We start from the raw sequence: 16,955 nt of genomic DNA, 5'->3' as shown, positions 1-16,955 counted from the left end.
TGCGCACCCCGACCGGCCCGGTGGCGGACGGCGCGCCCTTCTGGAACCCCCAGCGCGGCAGCTCCATGCCGTCCCACCGGTACCGGTCCGCCCACGAGCGCGTGCCCTCGCCCGTGCCGGACGTCGAGCGCGGCTGGCCGTCCAGGCGCATCGAGAGCGCGCCCCTGTGGGTGCCCGTCGACCTGCGGGACGGCAACCAGGCGCTGGCCGAGCCCATGGACACCGCCCGCAAGCGCCGCATGTTCGACCTGCTCGTGACCATGGGCTTCAAGGAGATCGAGGTCGGCTACCCCTCGGCCAGCCGGACCGACTTCGACTTCGTCCGCCACCTGGCCGAGGCCGGCGTCCCGGACGACGTGACGCCCGCGGTGTTCACGCCCGCGCGCAGGGAACTGATCGAGCGGACGTTCGCCTCCATAGAAGGGCTGCCCAGGGCGGTCGTCCATCTGTACACGGCGACGGGGCCGGTGTGGCGGGACGTCGTCCTCGGATCCGACCGGGACGGGGTGCGGCGCCTGATCCTGGACGGCGCGGCCGACGTGGCGCGGCTCGCCGGGCCGGGCGTGCGCTTCGAGTTCTCCCCCGAGACGTTCAACGTCACCGAGCCGGACTACGCGCTGGAGGTGTGCGACGCGGTCACCGCGCTGTGGGACGCCTCGCCCGACCGCCCGGTGATCCTCAACCTGCCCGCCACCGTCGAGATCGCCACCCCGAACGTGTACGCCGACCAGATCGAGCACATGCACCGCAACCTCGCCCGGCGCGACGCGGTCATCCTGTCGGTCCACCCGCACAACGACCGCGGGACGGGCGTCGCGTGCGCGGAACTGGCGATGCTGGCCGGCGCGCAGCGGGTCGAGGGCTGCCTGTTCGGCAACGGGGAGCGGACGGGGAACGTCGACCTGGTCACGCTGGCGCTGAACCTGCACGCCCAGGGCGTCGACCCCCGGATCGACCTCTCCGACATCGACGAGATCCGGCGGACGGTCGAGCACTGCAACCGGCTCCCCGTCCACGAGCGCCACCCGTACGGCGGCGACCTGGTGTACACCGCGTTCTCCGGCACCCACCAGGACGCGATCGGCAAGGGCATGGCCCGGCACGCGCGCCTCGCCGGCGAGCGGGGCGTGCCGCCGGAGCGGCTGCCGTGGGAGGTCCCGTACCTGCCGATCGACCCGGCCGACGTCGGGCGCGGGTACGAGGCGGTCATCCGCGTCAACAGCCAGTCGGGGAAGGGCGGCGTCTCCTACCTGCTGCGGACGGGGTACGGCCTCGACCTGCCGCGCCGCCTGCAGATCGAGTTCTCCCAGGTCGTGCAGCGGGCGACGGACGGCAGCGGCGAGGAGGTCACGGCGGCCGAGCTGTGGGAGCTGTTCCGCGCCGAGTACCTGGACCGGCCGGGACCGGTCCGCGTGACCGGCTGGCGGACCTCCCACACCGGCCCCGCGCGGCACGACTTCACGGGCGTCGTCCGGGTCGACGGCGACGAGCGCGAGCACACCGGCACCGGCAACGGCCCGCTGGACGCGCTGACCGGCGCGCTCGCGTCCGCCGGGATCAAGGTGGACGTCCTGCAGTACGCCGAGCACTCGACCGAGGCCGGGCAGGGCGCCATGGCCGTCGCCTACGCCGAGTGCCGCGTGGACGGCGTGACCCGCTGGGGCGCGGGGCGCGACACGTCCGTGCTCACCGCGTCCGTGGAGGCCGTCCTGTCGGCGGTCAACCGCGCTAAGAGCGGTTAGACGACTTCAGGGACCGTCTCCACGTCAGGCCGGTTCCGGGGATGCGCAGCGTCATCTGCCGGCGCCCGTCCGCCCCCCTGGTGTAGCGGGCGCCGCGCGCCCCGACGCTGTGCCCGACGCCCTTCTTGGAGAAGTTGAGGCGGAACGGGCCCATCTTGAGTGACTTGCGATAGCTCCAACCCATGCGGCGGGGATGCCCGGTCGGCACGCCGGGCATCCCCGCCACCCGTTCCCGGACATCCATAAAGGGCAATACGGACATCAGCGTCGAGGCAACGGCAGGACGTGACCAAATCCGGACCGACTTCGTCGTGCGCCGCCCTTTACCCGCGGCCCGCGGACAGGGAGCCTGTGGCCCGTCGGAGATCATTTCCATATTCGGAGGTGCGGGTTGGCCAGGCGATCCCTGAGACGAACCCGGCGGACCGCGGCGGTGGCCGTGCTGACCGGCGCGGCGCTGGCCGGCGCGGGCGGCGGCGCGACGGCGCTGGCGGGGACGTCCCCCAAGATCGTGGTGAAGGACGGGGTCACCCAGCCCGTCTTCTCCTACAAGGACGCCGTCCGGGAGCACGTCTACGTCGAGTCGAGCGTGGACAGCGACCGGGACGGCAAGAAGGACCGCGTCAACGTGGACATCATCCGGCCGAAGGAGACCGAGCACGGTCTCAAGGTGCCGGTGATCATGGACGAGAGCCCCTACTACGACAACGCCGGGCGCGGCAACGAGAGCGAGCGCAAGACCTACGACGCGGCCGGGAACCCGGTGAAGTTCCCGCTGTACTACGACAACTACTTCGTGCCGCGCGGCTACGCGTTCCTCGCGGTGGACATGGTCGGCACGACCCGCTCCGACGGCTGCCCGGTCAGCGGCGGCCCGACCGACGTCCTCGGCGGCAAGGCCGTGGTCGACTGGCTCAACGGGCGGGCCCGGGCGTACCGGCCGGACGGCAGCCCCGTGAAGGCGACCTGGACGACCGGCCGCACCGGCATGATCGGCAAGTCCTACGACGGGACGCTCGCCAACGGCGTGGCGGCGACCGGTGTCGAGGGGCTGGAGACGATCGTCCCGATCTCGGCGATCAGCAGCTGGTACGACTACAGCCGGATGAACGGCGTGAAGTACTGGACCGACGAGCAGCCGTGGCTCGCGGACTACGTCGACACCGACCCGCCCGAGAAGTGCGCCGCGGTCTTCGCCGACCTCGACAAGGGCGAGGACGACGCGACCGGCAACTACAACGCCTACTGGAAGACCGCCGACTACCGGAACGGGACGATCGCCCGCGCCTCCCGCGTGCGCGCGAGCATCTTCGCCACCCACGGCGTCAACGACCTGAACGTGAAGGACAACCACTTCGCCGAATGGTGGAAGGCCCTCGCGAAGCGCGGCGTGCAGCGCAAGGTGTGGCTGAGCCAGCGCGGCCACGTCGACCCGTTCGACACCCGGCGCGACGCCTGGGTGGCGGCCCTGCACAAGTGGTTCGACCACGAGCTGCAGCGGATCCCCAACGACATCATGCGGCAGCCGCGCGCCGACATCGAGATCGGCCCGGACCAGTGGATCACCCAGCCTGACTGGCCGTCCCGGGACGCGCGGAACGTCGTCCTGCGCCCCGGCGCGGACGGCTCCCTCGGCCTGAAGCCGGCCGCGGCGGGCGCGACCGCCGCCTTCACCGACGCCGCGGGCCCGCAGGGCGCGGGCTACCCCGAGGACGACATGGTCGCCGACCCGACGGCGGCGCGGCCCTACCGGACCGCGTTCGTGTCGGCCCCGCTGCCGCGGACCGGGCGCCTGTCCGGCACCCCCGACGCGCGCCTGAAGATCAAGCTGGACCGGCCCACGTCGAACCTGACGGCGCTGCTGGTCGACTACGGCGACGACACCCGCGTGGACTACCTCGGCCCGGGCTCCGGCATCCGGACGCTGACCACCGAGGACTGCCACGGTGAGAGCACGCCCTCCGACGACGCCTGCTACAAGCAGACCGAGGTCAGAACCGTGACCTCGCCGGTGAACGTGGTCGCCCGCGGCTGGCTCGACGCACAGAACGACCGGTCGCTGAGCAACCCGTCGCCGCTGGAGCCCGGCCGCTACTACGGCGTCCGCTGGCAGACGCTCAGCCAGGAGTACCTGCTGAAGAAGGGCCACCGGCTGGCGCTCGTCCTCGCCGGGACGGACGCCGACTACAACACCGAGACGCCGACGGGCGCCCAGGTGACGGTGGACCTGCGCGGCACCTCCGTCAGCGTCCCGGTCGTCGCGGCCGAGGACGACGTGACCGCCCTCGTCGCGCCGCCGCGGCCCGCCGAGACCTGGCGCGGCCCGGCCAGGGTCACCCTCCCCGTCCAGGAGCGCAAGCTCTACTGACGGCCCTCACCGAGGCGGACCGGCCCGCCGTCCCTTCCGGGGCGGCGGGCCGCACGCTTGAGGCGCCCGGCTTCAGGCGTGGTTGTCGGTGTCCTTGCTGGGCTGGACGCGCTTGGGCTCGCCGGGCATCTTCGGGTAGTTCGGCGGGTACGGCATGTCGCCGAGGCCGTGGTCCTTCTCGTCGCGGTCGGCCATGTCGAGCAGGGCGTCGAGTGAGAAGGACGCGTCGTCGATCGAGGCGTGCAGGTCGCCCAGCTCCTTGAAGCGCGCGGGCATCGTGGCGATGGTGAAGTCGCGCGGGTCGACGTCGGGCAGCTCCTCCCAGGTCACCGGCGCCGAGACCGGGGCGTGCGGGGCCGGCCGGACGCTGTACGCCGAGGCGATCGTGCGGTCGCGCGCGTTCTGGTTGAAGTCGATGAAGATCTGCTCCCCCCGCTCCTCCTTCCACCACTTCGTGGTGACCTCGGCAGGGGCGCGGCGCTCCACCTCGCGGCCGAACGCGAGGGCGGCCCTGCGGACCTCGGTGAACGTCCAGCGGGGCTCGATGCGGACGTAGATGTGCACCCCGCCCTTGCCGGACGTCTTCACGTACCCGGTGTAGCCCAGCTCCGACAGCAGGTCGCGGGCCGGGCCGAGCGCCACCCGGACGGCGTCGGAGAAGTCGGTGCCGGGCTGCGGGTCGAGGTCGATGCGCAGCTCGTCGGGATGGTCGACGTCGCCCTTGCGGACGGGCCACGGGTGGAAGGTCAGCGTCCCGAGGTTGGCCGCCCAGGCGATCACGGCGACCTCGGTCGGGCAGACCTCGTCGGCCGAGCGCCCGCTGGGGAAGGCGATCCGCGCGGTCCGCACCCAGTCGGGCGCGCCCTTCGGGATGCGCTTCTGGTAGAACGCGTCGGACTTGCCGGCGCCCATGCCCGCCTGGCCGCGCGCGTAGTCCTCGCGGGTGGCCATCCTGGCGCCCTCGAAGACCCCCGCGGGCCAGCGTTCCAGCGTCGTCGGGCGGTCGCGGGTGGCGCGCAGGATTCCCTCCCCCACGGCCAGGTAGTACTCCACGAGCTGCCGCTTGGTGTAGCCGTGCTCGGGGAAATAGACCTTGTCAGGATTGGTCACCTTGACGAGCCGATCCCCGACCGGGATCTCGATGTAGGGCGAGGCCATAACCGCACGTTAACCCACGGCCACGACAGTCCTCCCGGGCGGACGCGCCGGGTACCGTCGAAGCATGGAGAAGATCCGCAAGAGTGAGGACGAGTGGCGGGCGCAGCTCAGCCCCGAGGAGTTCCACGTGCTGCGTGAGGCGGGCACCGAGAAGCCCTTCACCGGCGAGTACACCGACACCAAGACCGTCGGGGTGTACCGGTGCCGCGCGTGCGGCACGGAGCTGTTCCGGTCCGAGACCAAGTTCGAGAGCCACTGCGGGTGGCCGTCGTTCTTCGCGCCGTCCGACTCCGACGCGGTCACGCTGATCGAGGACCGCTCGCTCGGCATGGTCCGCACCGAGGTCCGCTGCGCGGTGTGCGACTCGCACCTGGGCCACGTCTTCCACGGCGAGGGCTACGACACCCCGACCGACGACCGCTACTGCATCAACTCGATCTCGCTCACCCTCGAACCCGCCGAATGACGCAACCTCCCCGGGCCCTGACGCGTCACATTGACGCCCACAGCAGTGACGGTCAGCCCCCGGGGAGTCGCCGTGGACGAGTTCACCCCCTACGAGATCGCCTTACTCTGCGGCGGTCCCACCCGCGCCGCCCAGTGCGCTTTGCTCACCCTCTACGAGGGGCGCCGGGTGCGGGTCTCGCGGGGCACGCGCCGCGTGACCGTCGTCAAGCGGGAGGCGGACGACAAGATCCAGGCCGCGCTTCTCGAAGAGGTCCCCGACACCGGCTTCCAGCTCGGCTACGTCCTGGACGCGGTCGCCGAATCCGATGAGATGGCCGCCATCGCGGGCGGGCTGGTCGAGAGGGGCCTCCTGCGCAGGGGGTTCCGCGGCAAACTACGGAGGACGCGCAAGGGGAGGGCGGCCCGGCGCAGGCTCCGCGCGCACGCCGAGTCCGGCGCTCCGTCCGGGCTCGGCGCGCTGAAGGGCGCCGCGCCGGACGCGGTCACCAGGCTCGCCGCGCTGGGCACCGCCGCGGTGGAGGACGCCAAGCTCCGCCAGGTCATGGAGATGGACAACCCCAAGCCGCTCGACCTGCCCTACGACTGGGCCCTGAACGGGGTCAGGCGCGGCCCCGAACCGAGCCCCCTGTCCGAGACGAAGTACTCGGGCTACGCCTGGAATGCCTGGGACACCTGGGGCAACGGCCCTGGCCCCTACTAGGGGGTCTCGGAGACGCCGCAGTCGTCCTTGTCGCTCTGCTTGTTGGCGAGGACGACGCTGCCGTTGTCGTCGCTCTTGCCGTGGACGAAGACCCGCGGCTCGTCGTCGCCGCCGTCCTTGAGGAACTGGGTCGTCCACTTGCACAGGTCGATGGCCGGCTCGGAGTTCTCGTCGGACTCCCCGAGGTCGGTGTAGACGCGCACGAAGCTGCCGCTGCGGCGGACGTCGGTGACGTGCTTGACGACCTTCTTGCCGGGGTCCTTGGTCTCGAAGTAGGGCACCGCGTCGGTGATCTCGTCCGGGTCACCGGCGGCCGCGACACGCTCGTGCGGCGAGGGGGCGGCGCCCGTGCGGGCGGCCACGGCGGCGCGGGGGGCGGGGTGGGGGGGGGGGCGGGGTGGGTGGGTTTGTGTTGGTCGGGGGCGGGGCCCCCCCGCGGGCTCGCCCCGGCCCCCCCCCCCCGCCACAAGTCAATGCGGTGGGGTCATGTTTTGAGGCGGGCCCAGACCCATTTGCCTCCTGCTGGGTCGGGGGAGTAGCCGCACTCTGTGGCTAGGGCTGCGACGATCGGGAGGCCTCGGCCGCCGTTGTCGTCCCAGTGCTCCTCGGAGACGTCCAGCGTGTCGAGCGTCAGTTCCACCAGTGGGCGGACTTGTGGCTTGGTCGGGCTGGCGTCCCATACGGCGATGAGGACGCCGGCGACGTCGCGGCTGCATTGGTAGCGGATCTCCTCGCCGGGCGTGGCCAACACGGCGTTGGTGATCAATTCTGAGGCGATCAAGAATGCATCGTCCGAAATGTGTGCGCAGTCCCATTTGTGGAGGCGTGCCATTGTCAGCGTGCGCGCCAGGCCCGGCGCGGCCTTCGACGCCAGCATGGAGAGCAGCAGGCAGTCTGGTGTGATGATCATTTGCGACCCAGCCTTCCTGGAGGTTTCACGTTTCGCATCTCCAGGATCACGATCAGTGACTAGGATGGGTTGTATTGACAAACATCTCAAACCCCGGGGAGATGTCGATGAGTGCCGCCGACGAGATCGATCCCACGTCCTCGCTCTATGCCTGGCTGGCCTATGACCTGCGGTTCCATCGCCAGAAGCATGGGCTGACCGGTACCCAGGTCGGCAAGATCATTAGCTGCGTTCGATCGCATGTTGCGAACCTCGAAGCGGGACGGGCATGCATCGACTTAGACCAGGCAAAGGCTCTCGATGAGGCGTGGCAGACGGGAGGGCACTTCCAGCGGCTCCTGTCTTTCGCGCGAACGCTTCACAATCCGGACTGGTTCCGGCAAAGCGTCGAGTACGAGGCAAAGGCGAACGTTCTTCGCGTTTACCAAGGGCAAGGCATGCCCGTCCTGCTCCAGACGGAAGAGTACGCCCGCGCTGTCCTACTGGAGGGGCGAGTCGAAGACTTAGATAAGGTCCTCCAGGCGCGTATGACGCGACAGGAGTTGGTCCTCGGTCAAGCGGATCCGCCGTTGTTGCTGGTCCTGCTCGATGAGGATGCGCTCGATCGACCAGTCGGCGGGGCTCAGGTCATGCGGGCACAGCTTCAGCGGCTGTTGAAGCTGGCTGAACAGCCGAACGTGATCTTACGAGCAATCCCGAGATCAGTCGGATGGCATATCGGGCTGACAGGACCCTTCCAAGTCATGAGTTTGGAGCGCAAAGACGTCGCGTACGTCGCCGCCTATCGGGGTGGCCGGTTGGTTCAGGACCCTTCCGAGGTTCGGGATATGGCCGTAGCCTTCGAGTTGATCGGGGCAAAAGCCTCATCTGAGGATGTATCCCGTGTCCTGATCGAGAAGCTCATGGAGGAATTCTCATGATGATCAACTGGCGCAAGAGCTCGTACAGCGGCAGCTCCACCGACGAGATGTGCGTCGAGGTTGCCGAGTTGATCGATGGCGTTGGCATCCGGGATTCCAAGGACCCGGAGGGTGGGCGGCTGACCGTGAGGGGTGACGCGTTCGGGAGTCTGCTTCGGCGGATCAAGGACGGGGTTCTCGACCAGGCATGACGGGCGTGCGGCCGGTCCTGGGAGGGGGCGATCGGGAGAGGCCGTGGTTCGGCGTAGGTGATGCCACCCGTTGGCGAGGGGGCGTCGCGGAGTGGACGGTCATTCTCGGATCAGGGGGGCGAGGCGGTGTTCCCGCCGGGACTCGCCTCGCCCGTCTTCTACCTGATCCTGCTGACGTCCTTCGGTGCCGCCCTGCTCGTCGCCAGGATCACCAGCGGTTCTCTGTGGAGCGCTTGGCGTCCTGCCGAATGGGCGCGGTGAAAGGAACGGAGCATTCGCCGCCCCCACCGCACCAACTTCGCGAGCGCGGCCTCGCCGTTGCCGTCCCCCTGCACGCCTCCGGTGGCAGTGCGGCGATCTCGCCCGTCAGGCGAAGTCCTTGCGCTTGATCTTGGCGCGGCGGCCGTCGGGATGGTGGAAGACGATCCCCTCGGCGAGGTGGCCCGGAGCGAACCTGCTGTCCAGCTTCGCGAGGTAGTCCCGCAGGCCGTCATAGCTGCGGGGCACGTCCTCGTAGGCCGGCGCCTCCAGGTTGAAGGGGACGCATCGGTGCTCTTCGAGCCCTAGTGGGTTGCCCTGGATGCGGGGGCCGAGCGCCTCGCAGGGATGCTCGCCGTCCGGCCACGCGGCGACGTCGGTGTTGCGGGCCGCCGCATGGATCCATTTGTCTTCGCCTCCCTCCCCGGCGTCGACGTACCAGCCGTCCACGATCCCCTGCTGCTTCTGCTGCTTGCTCGGGTTGCGCCGCTTCTCCACCCGGACGAGCTGGCCTGAACGCACCGTGAGGCGGACGTTCGTGCCGTCGAGCTTCTCGGTGCCGGTCCCGGCCCCATCGAGAACCCAGGCGCATTCGGGCTTGGGGCGGTCGACGACCTTGAACCGGTCATCGCGCTCGAAGAGCGTGGGGATCTTCTCCATGACGTCCCTTCCCTTCTCGACCTGCCCGAGTAGTTCCTCGTGGCTGATGGCGCCACCGGCCAGCCCGCCGGCGAGGGCTCGGACGAGATCGGCGACGGAGACCCCGGCGTCGACGGCGACGTGCTTGAGCGCCTTCTTCTCCTCGGGGGAGACCCAGGCGACCAGCCGCGACCAGCCCTCCGGGGGCGTCCAACGCGCCAGGCGGTCCGGGTCCTTGCGCGGCCGTCCGCGCCCCTTGCCGGTACTCACGCGGAGGACGGTAGATCAGATCAGTGATTTGTGTCAATTGGCAAAACAGAAAATGTCCGGGGCCCGGTGGCGCTGCGGATGCCCGCCTGCGGAGGCCGGGGGCCGAGGTTCTTCCACTGGCCGCAGGATCCGCGACGTCCAGCCAGGAGCGGCCGTCCGTACCCGGCGAGGACCGCTCTGCCGTGCGGTGGCCGGGGCGGCGGCCGTCCGGGCCCGGTGGTTCCTCGGGGCTCAGTGAGCGTAGATCTCCAGCGCCCACTTTCCGGCCGGTTCCACGCCTTTCATCAGCTCGCCAGCGCCGCGTCGCCGGTGCCGCGCACGTCGCTCGCCTGCCACGCCGCCTCCGCCGGCAGCACAGCGATGTCGATCCTGCTCGTCCGGTCTTCGACAGGCTGGTCCCAGACGACGCCCGTGTACTCGGCGCTCTCGCACTCGGCGGATTTGCTCCGCCCGCCGATCCGGCCGACCGCCACCGCCGCGCCTTCCACGCACGTCACCCGCATCCGCGTGGACCTCCCCGCCCCCTTGAGCGACGCCGCCCGGGCGCGGCCGTCGGCGGTTCCGGACACCTGCGCCAGCCGCTTCGGCCCCGCCACCGGGAGCTGCTCCGGCTGCGACGGCGGACGCGTCACCATGGCGCAGGTGCTGGAGTCGCACCGGCCGCCGTACACCCCGAAGCTCCAGTCGCCCGGCGTCGGCCCGTGACCGCTCAGATACCGGTCGATGCCGTTCATCGATCCGAACGTGTCCGAGCCCTGGCCGCCGCCCTTCAACGGGACGGCCACGACCTCGAAGGTGATGGGCACAATTTCCTCCCTGTCGTGCGGCGGCCAGGGCGCCCGGATCGATCCGGAGTCTGGCGAGGGCCTTGCTGGTCTGGCTCTTCACGGTCCCGACCGAGCAGTCGAGCACCTTGGCGACCTGCGGTTCCGACAGATCCTCGAAGAAGCGCAGCACCAGCGTGGCGCGCTGCCGGTGCGGAAGCCGGCCGAGCGCCGCCACAGGACCGCCTTGTCCTTGGCGGCGCCGATGCGGTCCGCCGGGTCGCGGCGGACCGGCGGCCGGTTCGTGGGCCGCTCGCGGCGCCAGTGCCGCCTGGCCCACGACGCGTGCGTGTTGACGAGGATCCGGTAGACGTACGGATCGAGGTGGTCCCCGATCCGCTGCCACGCCCGCCACGCCTTGACCAGCGCCGTCTGCAACAGGCCCTCCGCCTGCGCCCAGTCGCGGCACAGCAGATAGGCCGTTCTGAGCAGGCGCGGCGGCCGCTCCGTCACGTACGCCGCGTACTCCGGGCACTCCCACGCCCGATGCTGCCGGTTCGGCCTTGCTCGGCCTGACTGTTCCGGAGCCGGAGGAGGTCAGCCGAACAGGCGTTGCGCGTAGGCGCGGTCGCGTGGGAAGGAGGCGGCCAAGATGCCACCGTGGTCGACGCCTCGGTACGGGCGGAAGTCGGGGTCGGCCCCGCGCAGTTTGAGGTCGGCGACGAGTTTCGCGGTCAGCGCGATCGGCACGGTGGTGTCGTTGGTCCCGTGTGCGATGAGCAGCGGCCGGTCGTAGCCCTTGAGCGGGACGTCCATCACCTGGTGCGCGGTCCTGGAGAAGTCCCCAGTGCTCAGGGGCTTGCGGAACATGCTGCGCACCGCGATCCCCTTCGTAGCTTGCGCCAGGTCCGCCGAGCACAGCCGTTCGGCGTCGGCGATGACGCTCCGGCCGCGCGAGGTGAGGTATCCGTCCAGGTCGAAGTCGGGACGGGCCGCCTTGAGGCCCGCCAGTATCACGGCGATGTGGGCAACGGTGCCGGGGATCGGGACGTCCGGCGTGGCGGGTCCCAGAGCGGTCGCGGGCTCGACGAAGTTGGACGGCGGCGCGAGCGCGATCGTGCCACGGAAGTCCAGTTCGGGGGCGAACCGGGTGGCGTTGGCCGCGGTGAAGAGGGCGGCGTGGCCGCCCTCGGAGTGCCCCACGGCGATCCAGCGCCGCCCGATGGACCGGTTCGCCGAGCGCGCGGCGCGGACCATGTCGACCGCGTTGTGGGCTTCGGTGCGGCCGTCGAGTTCGGGCTGCACGGGCGGGCTGCCCATCGCGGCGTAATCCGTCGCCACCACCGCGTAGCCGTGCTGGAGCCACTGCGCCAGGAAAGCGGTGTCGCCCTTCTTGCCTCCGGCGATCGAGGGGGCGCAGTCGGGGGCCAGTCCTACCGTGGCGTGATGCCAGGAGATCACCGGCCAGCCTCCGCGCGGTGCCCGGTGGCCCGACGGCAGGAACACCCTCCCGCCCGTCACCACGGGTTTGCCGTCCGACCCGGTGGACCAGTAGGTGAGGCGTTCCGCCATGCCCGCGCCTGACGGCCGCTGCTCCTGCGGCAGCGGCTCGACCTTGACGACGCGGCCTGGTGCGGTGCTGTCGGTCCGTGCGGCGGCGACCGTGGCGCGAGGCCGGGCACCGGAAGGATGGGTCAAGGCCGCCGAGCCGCCGATGGCCACAGCCGCAATGGCCGCCAGGCTGAAGGCGAACCGGCCCCGGGGCGAAGGGAATCTTGCGGGACGTCGGGAAGACGGCATGGAGACATCACTCCTTTGGAGGGTTGGGCACATCCCGGTGGCCCTTCGCGAGACCGGGACGGGAAGGAAGGTCTGCCGCGCGTGCGCGGGGCGGCAGGCGGCGGCGAGGGCGCCGTGGACGGCGCCGATCGGTTTCCGGACGAGGGCGGCTGGGGCGGGATCGCCGGGTGCCGTTGTCGGGGCGACGCGGCGTCCCGACCGCTCGGCGCCCTGGTAGACGACGCTCATCACCCCGGCCGCCCGTCCGGGGCGAGCCGCAGCCCCTGCGAGGACACGGGTTCCACACCAGACGGCAGGGGGACGTCCCGCTCCGCCCCGATCGGCTCGGAAGGCGGCGGAGCCGGGACTCGCCCTCATCGGAGGCGAGGGTGCCAGGATGCGTGCCGCCGGTGAGGCTGACCATCGGGAGGATTCCGCAGGTCGCGGCTGCGGCGCCGGCCATGCCGTAGGCCGTGTGCCGGACGGGGCCGGACCGTCGTCGTCTCATGAGGCCGCAGTTCAGCAGCCCGTGATGTGGGCCACTTCGGAACCGCGTGTGAGGACGATAGGAACCCCGCACCGCCGGGGAACCGGGTCCGGCGGACCGATGAGACCGCCTGCCTCTGATGAACAGCGGACTCCCGCCTCGGAGCGGCGGTCGAGGCCGTCGCGGCCGTGTGCGCTCGGCTCAGCCGTTACGCAGCGCCCGGATGGCCGCGGTGGCGTCGTCCAGCAGGTCGATGGGGCAGCCCCAGTAGTCGTAGATGCCGCCGCGGTCGCGGTTGCTCCCGCATATGACGAAGACCCCGGTGCCCAGCTCGGTCTTCAGGCGGGTGGCCAGCCAGCCGACGAAGCCGCTGTTGTCCAGGTCGGCCGGGAAGTGGAAGGAGAAGATCCCGAACCGTTCGACATCCCGGTGCTCCCGGGTGAGCGGGACCAGCCGGCTCCAGCTCTCGCCGTCCCGGACCACCGCCAGTGTGTCGCCGTCGAGTGGCGGTGGCCGGTCGGCGGGGGACTCCTCGAAGCACCAGACACCGTCGTGCACGACGAGATCGGCCATGGCGATCACATGGCGCAGACGTTCCTCCGTCTGCTGCGGAGTCTCCACGCTGACACTGACCATGACGAGGTCTCCTGGTTCTTTGCGGCTGGAATCGGCCCCAGAGAGCCGAGTGGGCGCACCATGCCGGGCATGGCGCCCCGGCACCTTGACGATCACCCCAACACCGACGTCGGCTCGTTGATTTCTGCTGGAGAGTGACCGGCGTGCCCCGTTAGGGTCGGAACTTGCTGCCGTCCAGCGCCGGGCCGGCGGGAACGATTACCAGGACTCACGGGAGACCCCCATGCCCCTCGAACCCCGGTTCCGGCGGGTGGCCGCTCTGCACCGGCCGTTCGTGGACAGGGAGTCGGTGATGGCCGCGTTCGCCGAGGCATTGGGAGCCCGACGCGACGCACCGTGCGTCTTCAACGTGGTCGGGGTGGGCGGCATCGGCAAGTCGCGCCTCCTCCAGGAACTCAAGCAGCGCAGCGCCGAGACGCACCGGACCGCCACGCTCGACCTCCAGGTCCCCGCGATGCGCCAGCAGGAGGACGCCCTCGCCGTCCTGCGCGTCGAGCTCGGTCGCCAGGGTGTGCGGTTCGACCGCTTCGACATCGCCTACGCCGTCCTCTGGCAGCGGCTCCACCCGCACCTGCGGCTCTCGCCCAAGGAACTCCCGTTCGTGGACGAGAGCGAAGCCCTCTCCCAGATCCTCGACGGCGCGGCCGGCGTCCCGGTGTTCGGCACCGGCGTGGGCCTGCTGCGCCTGCTCGGCAAGGCCACGAGCGGGATGCGGCAGCGGCACCGCGTCAAGACCGACGACACCCTCAGCCAGCTCGACGACCTCACCAACGCCGAACTCGCCGACGCCGTCACCTACCTGTTCGCCGAAGACCTGCGGGACGGCGCCGACCGCCCCTGCCTCGTGTTCGTCGACGCCTACGAGGCGCTCGTCCCCGCCCCGGCGCGATCGGGGCACGCCATGGCCCAGGACGTCTGGCTCCGCGACCTGATCGCCCAGCTCGACAGGGGAGTGGCCGTCGTGGCCAGCCGCGAACCCCTCGCCTGGGCGGCGCACGACCCCGGCTGGACCGACGTGATCCGCCACCAGCGCGTGGACGGCCTGCCGATGGAGGCCCGGCTGGAACTCCTCGCGGACGGCGGCATCACCGACCACACCGCACGCCAGGCGATCGCGACCGCCAGCCAGGGCCTTCCCTTCTACCTCCACCTGGCCGTGGACACCCGCACGACGGCCCGGCAGGCGGCAGTGGTCTCCTCCGAGGAGATCCTGCAGCGCTTCCTGGCCCACGTCGCGCCCGACGAGATCCGCACCCTGGAACTGCTGAGCGTCGCCCGGATCTTCGACTACGGAATCTTCCAGGCCGTGGCGGACGCGTTCGACCTGCCCCGGCACCGGATGGCCTGGGAGTCGCTGACCGCCTACTCGTTCGTCTATCCGGCCGGTGCCCGCGGCCGCCGCCTCCACCAGCTCATGCGCGCCGCGCTGCGCGACCGGCTGTCCCCGGGAACCGTCCGCGACGTCAACGCCCTGCTCCGCGAGCTCTGGGACTCCCGCGCCGGCGGCGACCACGCGGCCGAGGACGGCGTCGCCACCCGGGCCCGCGCCATCCGCGAGGCCGCGTACTGCGGCCTGCGCGCGGGCGTCCTCGACGGCGCGGACATCCTCGCCTACGCCGACAAGGCCATGACGCACGGCGGCAAGCAGGGCCTCGACGGTGTGGCCCAAGACCTCCGTGCCTACCTCGACGCATCTCCCGCCGACCCGGACCTCGCCCAGACGGCCCGATGCCTGGAAGCCGAGTCGGCCGTCCTCCTCGGAGACGCGGCGACCGCCACACGGCTCACCCCCGCCATCGACTGGTCGCTGGACGGCACCCCCGGCGCTCGCCTCGCTCTCGCGGGCGCCCACGGCCGCCGCATCGCCGGAGCGACCGGCGAGGCGCAACTCCTCTTCCGCCGGGTGTGGAGCGACCACGCCGGACCCGTCCGGCTGCGGGCGGGTTTCTGCATGGCCGACCTGGACATGTGCCAGGGGCGGTTCGGGGACGCGCTGTCCATCACGCAGCAGATCCTCACCGACGCCCCCGATGACGACCTGGTGCTGCGCGGCGACGCTGTCCGACTTCAGCACCTCGGCTACCGGTTCGGGTTCGACCTCGACGCGTCCGCCAGGTCCTTGGAGACGGCCGCCGCCCTCTACAAGCAGGCGGGCGCCATCATCGGCCAGGCCGACATCAAGACCAACCGCGCGGAACTGCTCGCCTGGACCGACCCGTCCGGCGCCGTCCCCGCCGCCGCCGACGCCATCGAGACGCAGAAGGAACTCGGCGCGCACCACGAGATCGGCAAGGCGTTCACCGCGCTGGCCATCGCGCAGTTCCGGCTCGGGCAGCACGCCCCGGCGGCGGCGTCGTTCCAGGCCGCCACCGAGGCCCTCGAACGGGCCCGCTACCGTTCCGGCCGGGCCCGCGCTGAGCTGTTCCGCGCCTTCCTGCACGCCCGGACCGGCGACACCGCCGCCGCCGAGGCGTCCGCCCGCTGGGCCATCGCCGAACTGGTCGCCGCGGAGGTCTACCCCACCCTCCTCATGGTCGCCGGCCACTTCCTGGAGGCCATCGGTGCGTCCGACGAGCACACCGCGGCGGTGGCGGACCGGGCCCGCGCCCAGATCAGCCCGCCGAACCTGCTGCCATTTTTGGACGACCGGGCGCACGCGCTGGTGACGGCGATGCTGGAGGACGCGTGAACTGGCACGACCTGTACGAGCGGGCACGGGCGCACGGCGACGCGGCGGCCGGGTACTACAACGACAACATCCGCGTCGACACCCCGGACGGGCCGGTCATCGTGCGGATCCCGATCCACGGCGCCGACATGATGGACCTGCGCCCCTGGCGCGAGGACCGCGTCCTCGCCGCCATCGCCCCGCACGTCCGCGACGCCCCCCGGCTCCTGCACACCTCCGCCGACCCGCCGTTCCAGGTGCACGAGTTCATCGCGGGCGACGTCCTCAACGACGTGGCGCCGCGCGGCGTCCCCGTCCCGCCGCACGTCCTGGACGACGTCGTGCGGCTGTTCAGGCAACTCACCGGCGTTCCCAGGCTCCCCGACATCCCCGCCTCATGGCCGGGCGACGCGGACACGGTCGCCTTCGCGTGCCTGCTGTCCGACCTGACGCAGCGCGTGTACGACACGTTCAGCGCCGACTACGCCGACCTCTTCACCGATTTGGCGATCCCCGCCGACCCCCTCGCGCCTGTGGGCGACCTGTGGCGCGGGCTCACCCCACGCCCCTTCACCTGCGTCCACGCCGACGTCCACCGTCGCAACATGATCGTCAACGGCGGTTCGACCACATTCCTCGACTGGGAGCTCGCGCTGTGGGGCGACCCCGTCTACGACCTGGCCGTCCACATCCACAAGATGGGCTACCTGCCGGAGGAGCAGGACGCGCTCGTCACGCGCTGGCAGGCCGCCATGCTGCCTGCCCACACCGCAGGCTGGCGGCAGGACCTCGACGCGTATCTAGCCCACGAACGCATCAAGTCGGCGATCGTCGACTCCGTCCGCTACTCCCAACTCTTCGCGAAGGGCGGCCCCTACCCCTACCCGGAGCCCGAGCTCGTCGCCTCCCTGACGGCCAAACTCAACGCCGCCCGCCCCTACTGGCAAATCCCCACCCCCCTCGACACCCGTACCGTGGAAACCGCCCTCCGGTAAAC

General features: G+C 71.0%; 18 protein-coding genes. 9 read left to right on the top strand and 9 right to left on the bottom strand.

The genetic code is table 11. The features are described 5' to 3' along the window. Window positions 1–65: 65 nt before the first annotated feature. Entirely contained in the window at window positions 66–1,742 is a 1,677-nt protein-coding gene (gene leuA, locus ABWI07_RS21700; RefSeq protein ID WP_353819674.1) for a 2-isopropylmalate synthase, read from the top strand. Here leuA and ABWI07_RS21695 read toward each other — a convergent pair. Continuing rightward, window positions 1,729–1,926 carry a DUF4236 domain-containing protein gene (locus ABWI07_RS21695; protein WP_149264869.1) on the bottom strand — a complete coding sequence of 66 codons (198 nt, stop codon included), beginning with the start codon at window positions 1,924–1,926 and terminating at the stop codon, window positions 1,729–1,731. The two genes, leuA and ABWI07_RS21695, sit on opposite strands and share 14 nt — an antisense overlap. Window positions 1,927–2,175: 249 nt before the next feature. Here ABWI07_RS21695 and ABWI07_RS21690 point away from each other — a divergent pair, with 249 nt between their 5' ends. Then, window positions 2,176–4,110 carry a Xaa-Pro dipeptidyl-peptidase gene (locus ABWI07_RS21690; protein ID WP_353819648.1) on the top strand — a complete coding sequence of 645 codons (1,935 nt, stop codon included), beginning with the start codon at window positions 2,176–2,178 and terminating at the stop codon, window positions 4,108–4,110. A gap of 72 nt (window positions 4,111–4,182) precedes the next feature. Here the strand turns inward: ABWI07_RS21690 and ABWI07_RS21685 are convergent, their stop codons facing one another. Further along, the gene (locus tag ABWI07_RS21685; protein WP_353819647.1) at window positions 4,183–5,268 is read right to left on the bottom strand and encodes a DNA polymerase domain-containing protein; all 1,086 of its coding nucleotides are present in this window, start codon (window positions 5,266–5,268) and stop codon (window positions 4,183–4,185) included. A 64-nt stretch (window positions 5,269–5,332) separates the two neighbouring features. On the opposite strand from ABWI07_RS21685, the gene msrB reads away from it, so the two are divergent. Next, window positions 5,333–5,734 (top strand): peptide-methionine (R)-S-oxide reductase MsrB, encoded by a 402-nt coding sequence (gene msrB, locus ABWI07_RS21680; RefSeq protein WP_149264866.1) that lies wholly within the window; start codon window positions 5,333–5,335, stop codon window positions 5,732–5,734. Between the two features lie 45 nt (window positions 5,735–5,779). Further along, complete coding sequence (locus ABWI07_RS21675; protein ID WP_305790883.1) at window positions 5,780–6,436, top strand: TIGR04222 domain-containing membrane protein; 657 nt, start codon at window positions 5,780–5,782, stop codon at window positions 6,434–6,436. On the opposite strand, the gene ABWI07_RS21670 is transcribed toward ABWI07_RS21675, so the two are convergent. Both ABWI07_RS21670 and ABWI07_RS21665 read right to left on the bottom strand, forming a co-directional pair. Further along, window positions 6,433–6,798, bottom strand: coding sequence for a hypothetical protein (locus ABWI07_RS21670; protein ID WP_353819646.1), 366 nt, complete (start codon window positions 6,796–6,798; stop codon window positions 6,433–6,435). The genes ABWI07_RS21675 and ABWI07_RS21670 overlap by 4 nt on opposite strands. 122 nt (window positions 6,799–6,920) lie before the next feature. Then, entirely contained in the window at window positions 6,921–7,346 is a 426-nt protein-coding gene (locus tag ABWI07_RS21665; RefSeq protein WP_353819645.1) for an ATP-binding protein, read from the bottom strand. Between the two features lie 107 nt (window positions 7,347–7,453). Between ABWI07_RS21665 and ABWI07_RS21660 the strand changes: the two genes are divergently transcribed. The 3 genes from ABWI07_RS21660 (at window position 7,454) to ABWI07_RS21650 (ending at window position 8,718) form a co-directional block, all read left to right on the top strand. Beyond that, on the top strand, window positions 7,454–8,266 hold the full coding sequence (locus ABWI07_RS21660; RefSeq protein ID WP_353819644.1) for a helix-turn-helix domain-containing protein: 813 nt from the start codon (window positions 7,454–7,456) through the stop codon (window positions 8,264–8,266). Further along, the gene (locus ABWI07_RS21655; protein WP_353819643.1) at window positions 8,263–8,457 is read left to right on the top strand and encodes a DUF397 domain-containing protein; all 195 of its coding nucleotides are present in this window, start codon (window positions 8,263–8,265) and stop codon (window positions 8,455–8,457) included. Before ABWI07_RS21660 ends, ABWI07_RS21655 begins: the two co-directional genes overlap by 4 nt. Before the next feature lie 126 nt (window positions 8,458–8,583). Next, window positions 8,584–8,718 (top strand): hypothetical protein, encoded by a 135-nt coding sequence (locus tag ABWI07_RS21650; RefSeq protein ID WP_353819642.1) that lies wholly within the window; start codon window positions 8,584–8,586, stop codon window positions 8,716–8,718. Between the two features lie 105 nt (window positions 8,719–8,823). Here the strand turns inward: ABWI07_RS21650 and ABWI07_RS21645 are convergent, their stop codons facing one another. From ABWI07_RS21645 to ABWI07_RS21625, 5 genes are all read right to left on the bottom strand, one after another. Beyond that, entirely contained in the window at window positions 8,824–9,624 is an 801-nt protein-coding gene (locus ABWI07_RS21645; RefSeq protein ID WP_353819641.1) for a DNA ligase-like domain-containing protein, read from the bottom strand. A gap of 231 nt (window positions 9,625–9,855) precedes the next feature. Beyond that, entirely contained in the window at window positions 9,856–10,581 is a 726-nt protein-coding gene (locus ABWI07_RS21640; protein WP_353819673.1) for a sigma factor-like helix-turn-helix DNA-binding protein, read from the bottom strand. Continuing rightward, entirely contained in the window at window positions 10,509–10,901 is a 393-nt protein-coding gene (locus ABWI07_RS21635; protein WP_353819640.1) for a sigma factor, read from the bottom strand. The genes ABWI07_RS21640 and ABWI07_RS21635 overlap by 73 nt, the downstream gene beginning before the upstream one ends. Before the next feature lie 84 nt (window positions 10,902–10,985). Continuing rightward, window positions 10,986–12,086, bottom strand: coding sequence for an alpha/beta hydrolase family protein (locus ABWI07_RS21630; RefSeq protein WP_353819639.1), 1,101 nt, complete (start codon window positions 12,084–12,086; stop codon window positions 10,986–10,988). Between the two features lie 769 nt (window positions 12,087–12,855). Further along, entirely contained in the window at window positions 12,856–13,290 is a 435-nt protein-coding gene (locus ABWI07_RS21625) for a DUF6196 family protein (RefSeq protein WP_353819638.1), read from the bottom strand. A 223-nt stretch (window positions 13,291–13,513) separates the two neighbouring features. Between ABWI07_RS21625 and ABWI07_RS21620 the strand changes: the two genes are divergently transcribed. Next, complete coding sequence (locus ABWI07_RS21620) at window positions 13,514–15,979, top strand: hypothetical protein (protein ID WP_353819637.1); 2,466 nt, start codon at window positions 13,514–13,516, stop codon at window positions 15,977–15,979. Next, window positions 15,976–16,953 carry a phosphotransferase family protein gene (locus ABWI07_RS21615; protein ID WP_353819636.1) on the top strand — a complete coding sequence of 326 codons (978 nt, stop codon included), beginning with the start codon at window positions 15,976–15,978 and terminating at the stop codon, window positions 16,951–16,953. The genes ABWI07_RS21620 and ABWI07_RS21615 overlap by 4 nt, the downstream gene beginning before the upstream one ends. Window positions 16,954–16,955 lie beyond the last annotated feature (2 nt).

The sequence above is a fragment of the Actinomadura sp. NPDC000600 genome (assembly GCF_040492135.1).
Classification (GTDB): Bacteria; Actinomycetota; Actinomycetes; order Streptosporangiales; family Streptosporangiaceae; genus Spirillospora.
This window is presented reverse-complemented; position numbering and strand designations above follow the sequence as displayed.

Bases quoted from the DNA above. Each gene is read 5' to 3' on its own strand.
- leuA (WP_353819674.1), top strand. From the start codon at position 66: ATGCCGTCCCACCGGTACCGGTCCGCCCACGAGCGCGTGCCCTCGCCC.
- ABWI07_RS21695 (WP_149264869.1), bottom strand. From the start codon at position 1,926: ATGGGTTGGAGCTATCGCAAGTCACTCAAGATGGGCCCGTTCCGCCTC.
- ABWI07_RS21685 (WP_353819647.1), bottom strand. From the start codon at position 5,268: ATGGCCTCGCCCTACATCGAGATCCCGGTCGGGGATCGGCTCGTCAAG.
- msrB (WP_149264866.1), top strand. From the start codon at position 5,333: ATGGAGAAGATCCGCAAGAGTGAGGACGAGTGGCGGGCGCAGCTCAGC.
- ABWI07_RS21665 (WP_353819645.1), bottom strand. From the start codon at position 7,346: ATGATCATCACACCAGACTGCCTGCTGCTCTCCATGCTGGCGTCGAAG.
- ABWI07_RS21660 (WP_353819644.1), top strand. From the start codon at position 7,454: ATGAGTGCCGCCGACGAGATCGATCCCACGTCCTCGCTCTATGCCTGG.
- ABWI07_RS21655 (WP_353819643.1), top strand. From the start codon at position 8,263: ATGATGATCAACTGGCGCAAGAGCTCGTACAGCGGCAGCTCCACCGAC.
- ABWI07_RS21625 (WP_353819638.1), bottom strand. From the start codon at position 13,290: ATGGTCAGTGTCAGCGTGGAGACTCCGCAGCAGACGGAGGAACGTCTG.
- ABWI07_RS21620 (WP_353819637.1), top strand. From the start codon at position 13,514: ATGCCCCTCGAACCCCGGTTCCGGCGGGTGGCCGCTCTGCACCGGCCG.